Here is a 14,185-nt window from a genome sequence, read left to right as displayed (position 1 = left end):
CCCGGGTGGGAGTGCCGATCGCGGACCGCACCGCGGCCTGGTCCTCGGGCAACGGGATGTGCGCCGCCGCATCCCAACCGTCGTTGATCAGTCGGTCCACCACGTCGAGGTACGCCTCGAACATGGCGGGCACGACTCCCTCGGCGCACAGGCCGTCGACGTAGTCCCAGTTGAGGTACAGGCCGCCGTCCATCTCCATCAGCTGGTGGTCCAGCCAGACCTGCGGGGTCTGCGAAATCATGAAGCCGAGCTCGCCGAAGGACTCCCGGAACTCGGTGCTGAGCAGGTCGCCGCTGCTCAGGTTGGCGGCGAACACCACAGGCGCGCCGGCGTGGTCGCCGCGGCGCGCCAGGTCGCGCAGCACCTCCACTCCGGAGTACGCGATGTGGGAGATGTCGGTCTGGAAGCGGCGCTGGGTGCTCCGCACCCGCTCGACGAGGTCGGCGGCGCCGAGGTCCACCTCGAGTAGGACGAGGTTTGTGAAGTCGGCGATCAGTTCGGGGACATCGGGGTGCAGCGTCCGACGGTCGAAGACCGGGACGTTGAGCAGCAGCCGGGACATGCCGCTCCACCGGCCGAGCACCTCGGCGAAGATGGTGGCAAGCGTCATCGCGACCGTCACCTGTTCCGCGCGCGCCCGCTCGACCAGCCGCCGGTATCTGGTCGGCTCGATCCACCTGGCGATGCGCCGGAAGGTCGGCCGTCCGACCAGTTCGGGCTCGACGGCCAGGGGAAGCTGCGGGGCGGCGGGCAGTTCGGCGAGACGCTCGGTCCAGTACCGCCGGTCGCCGTCGACCTCGTGCGCGCGCAGGGTTGCCAGGTCCGCGCAGTAGGCGGGGTACGAGTACGACTGTGGGCGCAGTGCTGCCGGGCCGTCCCGGTAGGCAAGCGCGAGATCGTTGAGGAAGACGTTGAAGCTCAGTACGTCGGCGACGAGGAGGTCCAGTTCGATGTGCAGCCGGGTCGCTCCGCTGGGGAGCAGCGACAGCTGTACGTCGAAGACCTCGCCCCGCTCGACCGCCAACCTGCGGTGCGACAGCGTCTCCCGGATCGCGGCCAGGTCGGCTGCGACGACCGTCGACTCGCGGAGGTCGTGCACGCGCAGGCCCGGCCACGTCGGCCGGTCCCCGATCTGCTGGGTACCGTCACCGAGCGCCCGCATCCGCAGCATCGGGTGGCGCTGCGCCACCGCGCGCACCGCCTGGTCCAGCCGGTCGAGATCGACGCCGGCACCGTCCACCTCGAGGTACACGTGGCAGCCGATGCCACCCAGCGGCTGGTCGTCACCGCGTCCCACCCAGTAGGCGTGCTGGATGGGGCTCAGTTCGAACGGCGCCGAGATGTCGACCTCGACACCGTCGCCCGGGTTCCGGATCTCGGAGATGCGTTCGGACAGCAGCAGCCACCATTCGGCGACTGTGGGTCGCTCGAAGAGCTCCGCGTAGCGGACGGCCACCCCCTGACGGCTCCACGAGTCGACGATCCGCATCACACCTATCGAGTCGATGCCGCACTCGATCAGGTTCTCGTCCGGATCGATGTCCTGCGGATCCTCATCGAGCAGCGCGGCCACCAGCAGCACGATGTCGTCCTGGCTGCTCGGAAGAGCCGATTCGACGGCAACGTCGGCGCCGACGGGCCTGGGCGCTTCGGAATTCATACAGTTCCCCCATTAGGCAGAAGTCGTCAGCGCGTCAGCGGATGGTCGCGCTGCGGCTGTCCACCACAGCGGCGAAGCGCTGCCAGTCCTCCGCGCACATCCGGGCGAGTTCGGCGATGGCCTGGATGCAATGTCCAGGGATGTTGCGGGCGAGCAGTTCCCACTCCGCGGGGTCGGCGCCCGGTCCGTTCAGCCGGCGCAGCAGGGTGCGGCCGGTCTCGGAGTACCTGAGCGACGGATCTGACCGCAGGCGCTGCACCACGGCACTGCGGTCGACAGTTGGCCGTTCCGCCCGGGCGGCCCGGCGGACAGCGGCCACCCGGGCGTGATGCCGGTTCGGTACGGGGTTCTCGCCCCGCCGCATCCGTCCCCGTACATCCTTCGCGGTGGTCGCGGAGATACCCGCTGCACGGGCGACCTCGCTTATCGACGCATGCGGATTCTGAGCCAGCAACTCGCTTGCCCGCAGCCGTCCGTCGACCCGATCGCGCGGGTGGTAGTGCCCGTCGCGGCCGAGCCGCTCGAACGGCGGGGCCGCATCCGACCGCCTGCGCAGTGCGGCCACAGTCTTGTCGGAGATGCCGACCACTGCCGCTATCGAACGATCGGACCAGTCCGGGTGGTAGCCGATGACGCGCTGCGCCGCCGCTTTCCGGTCGGCGAGCGTCAGGGGCAGACCGTGGGCGCTGTTCAGGCGGACGGCGAGTACGAAGGCGTCCCGCTCGTCGCCGTCGAAGAACGTGACCTCGATGGTCTCGTCGCCGCGCAGCTGGGCGGCGACGAGCCGGTGGACACCGTCGATGACCCGCATCGACGCCCGGTGCACGATGATCGGCGGCAACGGAACCTGGACCGCGGCGAGCGCCTGGATGTGCGCGGTGCTCTGCGCGGTGCGCGGCGAGTCCCCCGGTAACAACCGCGAAATCGAAATCTCGTACGTCTGGTCCGCTGTTGGAGAACTTCGGCTATGCGGGTTCGTGACTGTTTCCATGGTCTCCCCCGTCAGGAAACCCGGCCGCCCGGTCAATCGGTCCGCCAGGGATCCTCATGTCTTGCGAGCTCGAACGTGGTCCGCACGATGTGGCCGGCCCGGGCCGTCGGTGTGAGTGCCAGCCCAGCTCTCGGCCGCACCCGACCACCGCCGAGCGCTGCGTCGAGCGACGACTGAGCCGTCCCGCCGGCCAACCCGTTCACATTCTGAAGTGTTACAACGAGGCCGTGGGCGGTCGGCGAAAGAGTTCTTTCAAGCCCTGATCGACCCGGTGACGGCCTGTGGCATTGTCGATGAGCGTCGTCACTCAGGCGCGCTGGGCGATCACGGGTGATCACTGGGACAGCAGCACCGGGCGCAGCAGATGAGGGGACACCGTGTTGTCGGCCGCCTACCAGCAACTGACGATTCCGCTGCCGGACGACCCGCTGTCGTCGGTCGCGCGGCTGGCCTCGGCGTGGACCCACGACGACTTCGTCGTCTACGAGAACGGCGCGCAGTGGACGTTCGCCGGTGGCGCGCTGGCCGAGGTCGTCGCCGACCGGAGCGGGATCCGGCGACACGGTCCGGATCCGGTCGAGTTCCCGTGGAGCCAGGCCCCGTTGGCCCGGGTCCAGGAGCTGCTTGACGGCGCCGGCGTCCCGCAGTGGCGGGCGTACGGGTGGGCCGCGTTCGAACTTCCGTCCGCGACCCGCGGCGCGATGACGCACGAGCAACGGGTGCTTCACCTGACCATTCCGCGGATCAGCGTCCGGCTACGCGACGGGCACGCCCACATCTCCTCAATGGACCCGGTCGCGACGGAGGCGGTGGAGGCGGCACTGTTCGGCCGGAACCGGAGCTTCGGCCGGCCGGCCGAGCCGATCCGGGTCCGCGAGCGGGGCGTCGCCGAGTACCGGCGGCGGGTCGATCGCGTGATCCGCGCGATCAGGGACGGCTCCCTGGAGAAGGTCATCCTGTCCCGGAAGATTCCGGTCCACGACGACATCGACCTCGTCGGCACCTACCTCGCGGGCCGTCGGGGCAATACGCCGGCGAGATCCTTCCTGCTGCGGCTCGGTGGCATCGAGGCGACGGGGTTCAGCCCGCACAGCGTGCTGGACGTGACCGCGGACGGTTGGGCGACGACCCACGCGCTGGCCGGTACGCGCGCGCTCGCGGCCGACGACGACGAACACAACCAACGGCTACGGGCAAACCTGCTCCGGGATCCCAAGGAGGTGTACGAGCACGCAATCTCCGTGAAGGCGGTGATCGACGACCTCAGCCGCGTCTGCGCGAAGGATTCGGTCACTGTCGCGGAGTTCATGGCGGTGCACGAGCGCGGGTCGGTCCAGCACCTGAGCTCCCGGATCACAGGTCAACTCGCACCCGGTCACGGCACGTGGGACGCCTTCGGGGCGGTGTTCCCCGCGGTCACGGCCTCGGGTGTACCGAAGAAGGCAGCCTTCCGCTGCATCCGGGAGAACGAGGACGGTCCGCGGCAGCTCTACGCCGGTTCCGTCCTCACCATCGGGCATGACGGCACCATGGACGCGGCGCTTGTGCTCCGCGGGGTCTACCGGCAGAACGGGGCGACGTGGCTGCAGGCCGGGGCGGGGATCATCGGACAGTCCGATCCGGACCGTGAGTTCGAGGAGACCTGCGAGAAGCTCGACAGCGTGGTTCGCTTCCTCGTTCCAGCCCAGGGCAGCTAGGCCCTGCTCTCAGACCGTCAAGCGCCAGCCTTTGGCCCGTTCCCGTTCCCGCCAGAAGTCCTGGTAGCGACCGGGTTGGTCGATCAGCTCGGCGTGCGTACCGCGCTGGGTGATCCGGCCGCCGTCGAGCACGAGAATCTGGTCTGCCGCCGCCACTGTGTGCAGCCGGTGCGCGACGACGACAAGTGTCCGCCGTTCGGCAAGCATGCGGAGGGCGGCGGTGACCGCCGCCTCGCCGCCCGGGTCGAGGGCCGCGGTGGCCTCGTCGAGCAGCACGATCGGCGCCTGCTTGACGAGTGCCCGCGCGATCGAGACCCGTTGGCGTTCGCCACCGGAGAGGCTGACGCCGCCCTCCCCGACGCGGGTGTCCCACCCGTCCGGCAGCCGGTTGACGATCTCGTCGACGCGGGCGAGCCGGGCCGCCTCGTGGATCTCCTCGGCCGTGGCGTCCGGCCGCCCGAGCCGGATGTTGGCCTCGATGGTGCCGTCGAAGAGGTACACGTCCTGGAACACCATGGCGAGCTGGTCGGCCAGCGCCGCGGTCGTCAGCTCGCGCACGTCCACGCCGCCGACCCGGACCGCACCGGCGTCGACCTCCCAGAACCGCGCCGCCAGCCGCAGCACCGTCGTCTTCCCGGAGCCCGAGGGTCCGACGATCGCGGTGAGGGTGCCCGGCCGCGCCGCGAAGCTGACGTCCCGCAGCACCTGACGATCGTCGTAACCGAAGGAGACGTTGTCGAAGCGCACCTCGCCCGGTTCGGACAGTCGGTCCACGCTGCCCTCGGGCAGCGGTCGGACGGCGAGCACCTCGTCGATCCGGTCGATGTCCTCCGACGCCATCCGCAGCGCGGCCGCATGGTCCACCACCTCGATGAGTGGGCCGATGAAGCGGGTCACGAGGACGAGCAGCACGATCAGCTCGGCCGCGTCCAGCGAGCCACCGAGCGCCAGCGTCACGCCGACGGCGATCAGGGCGACGAAGGCGGCCTGCACCGCGGTGGAGAAGGCGATCAGAGCGATCACCGCGTTGCGGCTCATCTCCCCGTACGCCCGGCGCTGCCCGACCAGGGCGTCGTCGAGCAGCCTGTTGTTCTCCCCGGTCCGGCCGAACGCCCGTAGCACCGGCTGGCGCTGCGCGAACTCCACGACCCGGCTCGCCGATTCGACAGCGGCACTGTCGATCGTGCCGAAGCTGCGGGCGATGGCGGCCTGAGCCCACTGGTGCGTCGCGAGCAGTACCAGCCCGGCGACGAACAGCGCCGTCGCGAGCCGCCAGTCGAAAACGAACATGCCGAGTGCCACCACGGCCGGGGTGACCGAGGCGCTGATCACAGGCTGCATGAGATGAGCGGGTACGCCGATGATGTTCGCGGTGCCCTGGGACATGGAGTGCGTGAGGCGACCACGGCGGTCGGTGCCGAACCAGCTCAGGGGCAGCCGGGCCAGATGGTCCCCGATTCGGCGATGCATGCCGAGCAGCAGGTCGTCGGCGATCTGTTGACCGTGCAACGCCTGCGCGTAGAACAGGACACAGGTCGCGGCCGTGACCGCGGCGAGCACGACCAGCCACGGCACCGCCGCGTCACGGTCACCGTCGAGCAGTGGCCGCAGCACGGGAACCACGGCCAGGACACAGACGCCCTGCAACACGGAGAAGGCGACAAGCAGCACGATCCATCGGATGAACCGTGGCCGGTCCGCGTGGTCGACGATGCGGAACAACTTGCGGATCATGCCGGCTCCTCCGATGCCGCCGTCTGGGTCGCCCACATCCGGGCGTACTCGCCACCGGACGCGATCAGGTCGTCGTGACTGCCGGATTCGACGACCCGGCCACCGGCGAGGACCACGATGCGGTCGGCGCTGCGGATCGTGTGCAGCCGGTGCGCGATCACCAGCAGCGTGCGGCCGGACACCAGACTCGACAGCGCGTCCTGCACCGCCGCCTCAGACTCCGGGTCGGCGAAGGCCGTCGCCTCGTCGAGTACCAGGACAGGGGTGTCGGCCAGGATCGCACGCGCGATCGTGACCCGTTGCGCCTCGCCGCCGGACAGTTGGGCGTCCTCACCCACCACGCTGTCGTAACCGCGGGGTAGCGACATGATGCGGTCGTGGATCTGCGCCGCACGGGCCGCCGCCTCGATCTCCGCGCGGGTGGCGTCGGGGCGGCCGAGGGCGATGTTGTCACCGATGCTGGTACGCAGCATCGACGTCTCCTGGAAGACGAATCCGATCTGGCGGTACAGATCCTGCTCGGACACGTCCCGGACGTCCACGCCGCCGATCCGGATGGCGCCTTCGTCGACGTCCCAGAACCGCGGGAGCAGCCGAGCCAGCGTCGACTTGCCGGAGCCGGACGAACCGACGAGCGCGGTGACGGTGCCGGGCTCGAGCACGAGGTCGATGCCGTCGAGCACGAAGGTCCGTCCGTCGTAGGAGAAGCGCACGCCGTCGAGTTCGACGCGGGCGCCGGCCGGCCGGCGCGGCTCGGCGGCGCCCGGCAGTTCGGGGGCCGCCAGCAGTTTCGCCACCCGGCTCGCGGCATCGGTCGCCACCTGCATCGCCTGTGCCCCGAAGCCGAGCGCCAGCACCGGCGCCCCCAACCCGACCGCCAGCATCACGAACGCGACAAGCTCGGCGGGATCGGCGTCGAGCCACACGCCACCGGCGAGCGCCACGAGCAGCATCACCGGCGGCGAGATGATCATGGAGGCGAGTGAGTCGAGGTGACGCATCCCGCCGGCCCACTCGCTGAGGAAGCGCGCCAGGTCGTCGCCGGCACGGCGATACCGGTCCTGGGCCCGTCCGGCCTGGCCGAAGGCCTTCACCACAGCGATCCCGTCGACGAATTCGACGACGGCGGCGTTGACCTTGTCGAGCTCGGCACTCCAGCGCGCGGTCCGCTCGCCCTCGTCGCGCATCATGTACGCCACGAGGCCGAACCACACCACGAGCGGACCGAGGCAGAGCAGCGCCAGCCTCCAGTCGAGCCAGAACAGGTAGCCCAGCGCGATGAGCGGGGTCACCACGGCGGCCACCAGGTCGTTCACCACGTGCGCGACCGCGTGGTGGACGGCCGCGACGTCATCGGCGAGCACCCGCTTCACCTGGCCGGAGCTGCGTTCGGTGAACCAGCCCAGGGGCACCCGGCTCAACCGTCTGGCCGTGTCGCGCCGGATCTTCAGACCGACGTCGGCGTCGGCGACATGACTGATGGTGTACGCGGTCGTGGCGCAGATCGTGCGGACCACGAAGCCGACCGCCGCCACCACCACACAGAGCCACACCGCGTCGCGGTCCACCACGGCGGCACCGAGGAAGTCACGGGCGATCTCCACCACCGCGATGTACGGCGCGAGCCCGGCCACCGCGCCGATCAGCTGGAGCACGGCGGCCACCACGAGCTGCCCGCGCACCGGGGTGAGCACGACGCCCAACCCACCCGACTTCTCCGCCTGCTCCGGTGGCGCCTGTCGGGTCGCCACCGGATCCTCAACCGCTGTGCTCACGGCGCCCCCACGGTCCATTGGATCGCTGTTCCAATTCGCACTCTACCGTTCGGACGGCCGGTTCGGACAGCCGGTGGGCGGACCCGGGTCATCCGGGCAGCGGCGCGGGCTCGACGAGGCGTGCCCGCAACGACTTCTTGCTGACCTTGCCGATGGCGGTGAGCGGCAGGGACTGCACGAAGACGTAACGCTCGGGGATCTTGTACGCGGCCAGTCCGGCGTCGCGTAGGAACCTCTTGAGCTCACGGATGCGGGGCGGTTCGGCGGTCGGCACGACGAACGCGCACACCCGTTCCCCCAGGTCGTCGTCCGGCTGACCCACTATCGCGACGTCCCGCACGCCCGGGTGCCGGCTTAACTGCTCCTCCACCTCCTCGCTGGGCACCTTCTCACCGCCCCGGTTCACCACGTCCTTCACCCGGTCGACCACGACCAGGTTCCCGGATGGCAGCAGGCGCACGATGTCGCCGGTGCGGTAGTAGCCGTCCGAGGTGAACGACCGGGCGTTCTGCTCGGTGGCGCGGAAGTACCCGCGGATGGTGTACGGCCCCCGGGTCAACAACTCGCCCGGTTCGCCGACGGACACCTCCCGGTCGTTCTCGTCGACGATCCGGATCTCGTCCAATGGCGACATCGGCCGGCCCTGCGTCCCGACGACGACGTCCTCGGGATCGTCGAGGCGGGTGTAGTTCACCAGGCCCTCGGCCATCCCGTACACCTGCTGGAGCTGGCAGCCCAGCACCGGACGCACCTGCGCCGCGAGCGCCGGCTTCAGGCGTGCGCCGCCCACCTGCAGCACCCGCAGGCTGGACAGGTCGTACGCGGTGGTGGCCGCGGCCTCCAGCCAGACCCGGGCGATCGGGGGCACGACGGCGGTGACCGTCACCCGGTGCTGTTCGATCAACGCGAACGTGTCAGCCACGCTCGGGCTGGGTGACATCACGACGGTGGCGCCGACGGAGAGGGCGCCGAGTATCCCCGGGGAGCTGAGCGGAAAGTTGTGGGCCACCGGCAACACCGTCAGGTACCTGTCGTCGACACCGAGCGGACACACCTCGAGACTGGCCCGCACGCTGTAGGCGTAGTCGTCGTGGGTCCGCGGAATCAGCTTCGGCGCTGACGTGGACCCGCCGGAGAGCTGTAGCAGGGCGACGTCCGCCGGATCCGGATCGGCAAGTGGCACCGGCTCGTCGAGAAGGTCCGCGACAGTGGGAAACCCACCGCTGCTTCCGTGCACGACGACGTGTCGCACGCTGACGCACCTGCTACGGACGCGCTCGATCAGGGGTCCGAAATCGAAACCGAGATGACGGTCCGGGACCACGTACGCCACGGCGTCGCTCTGCGTGCACAGCTGCACGATCTCGTGCTCGCGATGACTCGGCTGCGCCAGCACCGGGACGGCGCCGATCCGGAAGAGCGCGAAGCAGAGCACCACGAATTCGCCGACGTTCGGCAGCTGGACGACCACCCGGTCACCCCGGCCGATGCCGAGCCGGTGCAGACCACCGGCGAGGCGGTGCGCCTCGCGGTCGAGGCGTTCGTACGTCCAGCTACCGCTGGCGTCGACCACTGCCGCTCGGCTGCCGTGCCGGTGGGCGGATTCGGTCAGGAGTCGGCCGAACGTGACGCCGGTCCAGAGTCCGGCGGCACGGTACCTCGACGCGAAAGCGGGCGGCCAGGGCGTGAAGGACGTGCTCGTCGTCATTGTGCGCTCTCTCGGCTCGTGTCTCTCGCGGCTCGCCGTCAGCGCAGCGAGGCGCCACCGTCGACATAGATGTTCTGCATGGTGATGTGCCGCGCGTGGTCCGAGACGAGGAACACGACCAGCCGTGCCACGTCCTCCGGCTCGGCGATCCGGCCCAGCGGGATCCCGGGACGGAACGACTCCAGGTCACCGGCGACGACCTTCGCACTCCCGTCCTGCCCCTGCCACAGGGCGCGCTGCATCTGCGTGTCGGTCGAGCCGGGTGACACCACGTTGCAGCGGACGTTGTGGCGGGCGAGTTCGAGGCCGAGGCACTTGGTGAACTGGGTCGTCGCGGCCTTGGACGCCGCGTACGCCGCCATTCCGATGCGCGGGATCTCGCTCGCGTTGGAGCCGACGGTCACGATCACACCGCGGCGCCGCCGACGCATGGTCCGCGCCGCGAACCGACACATGTGGAACACACCCGTGGTGTTGGTCGCCAGGGTGGCCGCCCAGTCGGCGCCGGACATCTCGGTGACCTCGCCCATTCGCAGCACGCCTGCCACGTTCACCAACACGTCGACCGGGCCGAGTTCGGCTTCGGCGTGCGCGCAGACTCGCTCCACCGTGTCCTCGTCGGCCACGTCCACCGGATAGGGGCGCACCCGTCCACCTGTGGCGCGCAGCCGCTCGGCGGCCTCCCGGAGCGCGGACGCGTCCCGGTCCAGCGCCGCCACCACCGCCCCTTCCGCGCTGAGCGCCGCGGCCACGGCCGCGCCGATGCCGCGGGCCGCCCCGGTCACCACCGCGACCCGGCCGGCGACTCCGGGCAGCGCTGCTCCGGCCGACGCTGCTTCCGGTCCGGTCATTCCTGCTGCTCCAGCGCCTGTCGAACGTCGTCCACGGTGGTCACGACGCCGCAGCGGGTGGCCACATGTTCCAGGGCGGTCATGTGATGCCGCAGCGAGAAGTCGGCCATCGCGTCGGCTACCGCGAAGGCCTGGATGTCATTCATGAACGCGTCGATGATCGTCGCCAGGCAACCGATGTGTGCGTACACGCCGCAGACCAGGATCTGGTCACGGCGCTGCTCGGCGAGCAGATCCAGCAGACCCGTCCGGTGAAAGGCGCTGTACCGACGTTTGACCACGACTGCGGCGCCGCTGTGGTCCAGTTCGGTCGGTATGTCGACCCGCGCGTCAGGGCCGGAGCCCCAGAAATCGAAGAGCAGTCCCCGCTCTGCGCGGTCCTGGTGCGCCGGCTGTACCGAGAAGATCACCGGGATGCCCGCCGCCTCGCAATTCTTGCGCAGGACCGCGACGCGCTCGATGACCGACTGCTTCCACCCCCCGAACGGATCGAGGAAATAGCGCTGCATGTCGTGGATCAGCAGCGCAGAGCGCGTGGGATCCACCCTCCAGGGCACTGTGTTCTCAGGCAGATCATCCGATCCCGGGATAGGATAGGAATCGATCGCTGCGATCCCCATAGGTCACCCGCTCCTGTTTCCGGCAGTTGTTCGAGAACGCACGGCCCACCCTGATCTGTCAGCTGCTGGAGTCCTGCGCCTGTCGTGAAAGATTCGACGCCAGATAGCGTTCGACGGTAAGCGAATCCGCAACGCGACAATGCGGCACATCGATCCAAATCTTACGGTGGCCGTCACGATCGGCCAAGAGGTCGAGCCAGCAGCCGACCGGCCTCCCGCCGCCCGGCATCCCGACAGCCGACCCGGACGCCCGCGGACAATCCGCACGCGTCCACGGAGGATGGCCGACGGGGTCCGCAGGCGTCCGCGGAGGGTCAGCGCGGCGCCGAACCGGCGCTCACGATCTCACTCAACCGCGCCTCCAGCCCGTCCAGGATCCGGTCCAGCGTGTACCGGCAGTACTCCTGCCGCGCCGCCGCCCGGTCGGCGACGTCGCCTGTGAAACGCGCGACCATCCACTGCATCTGAGCAGCACCGGAACCGGTCGACGGATGCGATTCCAGCATGCGTCCCAGGCCGACCAGACCCGAATCGGGATCGCTCACGTCCAGGTCACCGAGCGCGATCGCGCCCAGGCAGGTGTTGAACGCGAAGGAGTAGGCGATGGCGGCCTCGTCGCCCCACCCGGCCTCAAGCATCCGGGTCACGCCGACGTCGAGCAGGGGTAGCAGCAGCTCGGTCTGCGGACCGTTGCGCAGCAGCCAGCTGGCGACGCCGGGATAGCGCGCCAAGTGGTCGATCATCAGCGTCAGCACGTCATGCAGCAGGGTGCGCCAGTCGGATTCGTCGACAGCCAGGTTCATCCCGGCGTAGATCCGGTCGACGACGGACGCGCACACCCGCTCCTTGTCACCGACGTGGTGATAGATCACCGACAGCGAGGTGTCCAGGTAGGCGGTCAGGTCGCGCATGCTCCAACCGTCCAGCCCGCGCTCGACGGTGAGCGCCACGGCGGCATCGACGACGATCTCGCGCGACAGTCCTGTTCGGTAGGTGCGCCTGGGGCTCTTCGACATCACACGACCCTTGCTTACGGTGAGCAGCCATGTTATTGGTTCGGCGAAAGGCTGGAAGCCGGGGCCGACCTCGACCGGGGGGCGTGTCCGGGCCCGCCGAACTCCGCCACCTGGATCGCGCCGCGCCCAGTCGGTGGCGAGCGCCGACGAGGCCGCTCACCTGAGCGGGTCACCACCGCACCCGGGACCGGGTCCGCGCAGGACCGTGTTCGCCCCAACGGTACGGCCCGTTGCGGTAGATTGAAACACTGATCTAACATGCGATCGTCGATGCGTGAGAGGAGCCCAGGGCATGCAAGACACGCCGCGGCAGGGGGGCGCAGTTCGCTGGATCGCCCTGACGGTTCTGGTCCTGCCGGTCGTGCTCGTGTCTATGGACCTGTCCGTGCTCTATCTGGCCATTCCCACGATCAGCAGGGATCTCGAGCCGAGCAGCAGCCAGATGCTCTGGATTCTGGACAGTTACGCCTTCGTCCTGGCCAGCCTGCTGATCGTGATGGGCAACGTGGGAGACCGGATCGGGCGACGCCGGCTGCTGCTGATCGGTGCGACGCTGTTCGGTGTGGCCTCGACTGTCGCCGCGTTCGCGCCCACGACCGAGGTGCTGATCGGGGCCCGCGCCGCCATGGGCGTCGGTGGCGCCACGCTGATGCCGTCCACCCTGGCGTTGATCCGCAACATCTTCGACGACCCCGGTGAGCGCACCCGGGCGATCGGGATCTGGACCGCCGCGTTCGCCGGCGGTGGGGCGCTGGGCCCAGTTGTCGGTGGGGTGTTGCTGGACTTCTTCAGCTGGGGCTCGGTGTTCCTGATCAATGTGCCGGTCATCGCCGCGCTGCTGATCCTCGCGCGACCGCTGGTACCCGAGTACGCCAGTCCCGTGAACTCGCGGTTCGACATCGTCGGGGCTCTCCTGCTGCTGGGGACCATCCTGTCGGTCGTCTACGCCATGAAGCACAGCGCCGAGATCATCGGTCTGGATCAGTCGAGCATCGTGGCGTTGCTGCTCGGGCTCGGGCTGGGGATCGCCTTCGTACTGCAACAGCGGCGGACGGCCGCCCCCCTGGTGGACACCGGGCTCTTGCGTAATCCGATATTCCTCGCGGGCCTGGTCGCCGTGACCGTGGGGATGCTCGCGCTGATGGGGCCGAACCTCTTCTTCGCGTGGTATCTGCAGCTGGTGCTGGGTATGGGTCCGCTGGTTGCCGCACTCTGGCTCCTGCCCATGACGTTCACCGCCGCCATCGGTGCCACGACCGCGCCGAAGCTGCTCAAGACGGTCGGTCTCGCGCGCTCGCTGGCCATCGGGTTCATGATCTCGGCGTTGTCGCTGATCATCGTCGCCTTCAGTCGGGCGGCCGACGGGGTCTGGATCCTGCTGGTCGGCGGGATGCTGCTGGGCCTCGGCGCCACCATCGTGCTCACCCTGGCGACCGAATCGATGGTGTCGTCCGCCCCGGCCAGCCGCGCCGGAGCGGCGTCGGCGATCTCCGAGACCGGGTCCGAGCTGGGGGGTGCCCTCGGGATCGCGGTGCTGGGCTCCGTCGGCACGGCCATCTACCGCGCCTCGGTGGACGTGCCGTCGGGGGTGCCGACGGAGGTCGCCGACGCGGCACGGCAGACCCTCGCGGGTGCGGCGCAGCTGGCCGGGGAGCTACCTGCGGAGATCGGTACGGCGCTCCTCGACAACGCGCGGACCGCCTTCGCGTTCGGCTTCTCGATCGCTGCGGTGACGGCCGCGGTGATCATGCTGGTGCTGGCGATCGTGGTGCCGAGGATGCTGGCACGACAGCGTTCGACCACGTCGCCGGACGAGGTTCCGATGACTCCCGCCCCCTGACGGCGTCGAGTTGTCCCGGCTCGACGCCGTCAGCAGATCCCAGCCAGCCTACGATCACAAATTAGACTGATTGGAAATACTGCCCTTTCAGCGCCGGCGCCCACTCGCCGCCTTCAAGTTTTCGTACACGTCTGATATTGTCCGGCATACGTTGTCCACGACCCAAGGATTCAGTCGGGCGCCCCCGGGAGGGTCGAGTGGGAATTGACGTACTGCTATCAGGAAACCGACATCTCCGCACCTGCAGCAGAATTGACGCAAGGCGGATCGGCGGCGGTTCATAGTGCACTGAA

Annotated in this window: 10 protein-coding genes; 2 read left to right on the top strand and 8 right to left on the bottom strand. The window is 69.3% G+C overall.

The genetic code is table 11. From position 1 onward, the window contains the following. Positions 1–1,660 (bottom strand): condensation domain-containing protein (locus Van01_RS25635; protein ID WP_239099298.1); only part of this gene is annotated, 1,660 nt, incomplete at its 3' end. Positions 1,661–1,694: 34 nt separating this feature from the next. Beyond that, complete coding sequence (locus tag Van01_RS25630; protein WP_239099297.1) at positions 1,695–2,576, bottom strand: ParB/RepB/Spo0J family partition protein; 882 nt, start codon at positions 2,574–2,576, stop codon at positions 1,695–1,697. A gap of 452 nt (positions 2,577–3,028) precedes the next feature. Here Van01_RS25630 and Van01_RS25625 point away from each other — a divergent pair, with 452 nt between their 5' ends. Continuing rightward, positions 3,029–4,348 (top strand): salicylate synthase, encoded by a 1,320-nt coding sequence (locus Van01_RS25625; protein ID WP_204012707.1) that lies wholly within the window; start codon positions 3,029–3,031, stop codon positions 4,346–4,348. 9 nt (positions 4,349–4,357) lie between these two features. Here the strand turns inward: Van01_RS25625 and Van01_RS25620 are convergent, their stop codons facing one another. The 6 genes from Van01_RS25620 to Van01_RS25595 form a co-directional block, all read right to left on the bottom strand. Next, a complete protein-coding gene (locus tag Van01_RS25620; RefSeq protein WP_204012705.1) occupies positions 4,358–6,082 on the bottom strand; it encodes an ABC transporter ATP-binding protein in 1,725 nt (574 codons plus the stop codon). Next, the gene (locus Van01_RS25615) at positions 6,079–7,857 is read right to left on the bottom strand and encodes an ABC transporter ATP-binding protein (protein WP_204012703.1); all 1,779 of its coding nucleotides are present in this window, start codon (positions 7,855–7,857) and stop codon (positions 6,079–6,081) included. The genes Van01_RS25620 and Van01_RS25615 overlap by 4 nt, the downstream gene beginning before the upstream one ends. Before the next feature lie 88 nt (positions 7,858–7,945). Then, positions 7,946–9,565 (bottom strand): (2,3-dihydroxybenzoyl)adenylate synthase, encoded by a 1,620-nt coding sequence (locus Van01_RS25610; protein WP_204012700.1) that lies wholly within the window; start codon positions 9,563–9,565, stop codon positions 7,946–7,948. Positions 9,566–9,603: 38 nt separating this feature from the next. Continuing rightward, the gene (locus Van01_RS25605) at positions 9,604–10,416 is read right to left on the bottom strand and encodes a 2,3-dihydro-2,3-dihydroxybenzoate dehydrogenase (RefSeq protein ID WP_204012697.1); all 813 of its coding nucleotides are present in this window, start codon (positions 10,414–10,416) and stop codon (positions 9,604–9,606) included. Continuing rightward, positions 10,413–10,961 carry an isochorismatase family protein gene (locus tag Van01_RS25600; protein ID WP_239099296.1) on the bottom strand — a complete coding sequence of 183 codons (549 nt, stop codon included), beginning with the start codon at positions 10,959–10,961 and terminating at the stop codon, positions 10,413–10,415. Before Van01_RS25600 ends, Van01_RS25605 begins: the two co-directional genes overlap by 4 nt. 389 nt (positions 10,962–11,350) lie before the next feature. Beyond that, entirely contained in the window at positions 11,351–12,052 is a 702-nt protein-coding gene (locus tag Van01_RS25595) for a TetR/AcrR family transcriptional regulator (RefSeq protein WP_204012692.1), read from the bottom strand. Between the two features lie 292 nt (positions 12,053–12,344). Here Van01_RS25595 and Van01_RS25590 point away from each other — a divergent pair, with 292 nt between their 5' ends. After that, positions 12,345–13,892, top strand: a complete 1,548-nt coding sequence (locus Van01_RS25590) for an MFS transporter (RefSeq protein ID WP_204012690.1) — start codon at positions 12,345–12,347, stop codon at positions 13,890–13,892. Positions 13,893–14,185 lie beyond the last annotated feature (293 nt).

Origin of the sequence: Micromonospora andamanensis (assembly GCF_016863495.1) — a bacterium.
GTDB classification, from domain to species: Bacteria; Actinomycetota; Actinomycetes; order Mycobacteriales; family Micromonosporaceae; genus Micromonospora; species Micromonospora andamanensis.
This window is presented reverse-complemented; position numbering and strand designations above follow the sequence as displayed.

Coding starts and splice junctions, on each gene's coding strand:
- Van01_RS25620 (WP_204012705.1), bottom strand. CDS start 6,082: ATGATCCGCAAGTTGTTCCGCATCGTCGACCACGCGGACCGGCCACGG.
- Van01_RS25590 (WP_204012690.1), top strand. CDS start 12,345: ATGCAAGACACGCCGCGGCAGGGGGGCGCAGTTCGCTGGATCGCCCTG.
- Van01_RS25610 (WP_204012700.1), bottom strand. CDS start 9,565: ATGACGACGAGCACGTCCTTCACGCCCTGGCCGCCCGCTTTCGCGTCG.
- Van01_RS25605 (WP_204012697.1), bottom strand. CDS start 10,416: ATGACCGGACCGGAAGCAGCGTCGGCCGGAGCAGCGCTGCCCGGAGTC.
- Van01_RS25595 (WP_204012692.1), bottom strand. CDS start 12,052: ATGTCGAAGAGCCCCAGGCGCACCTACCGAACAGGACTGTCGCGCGAG.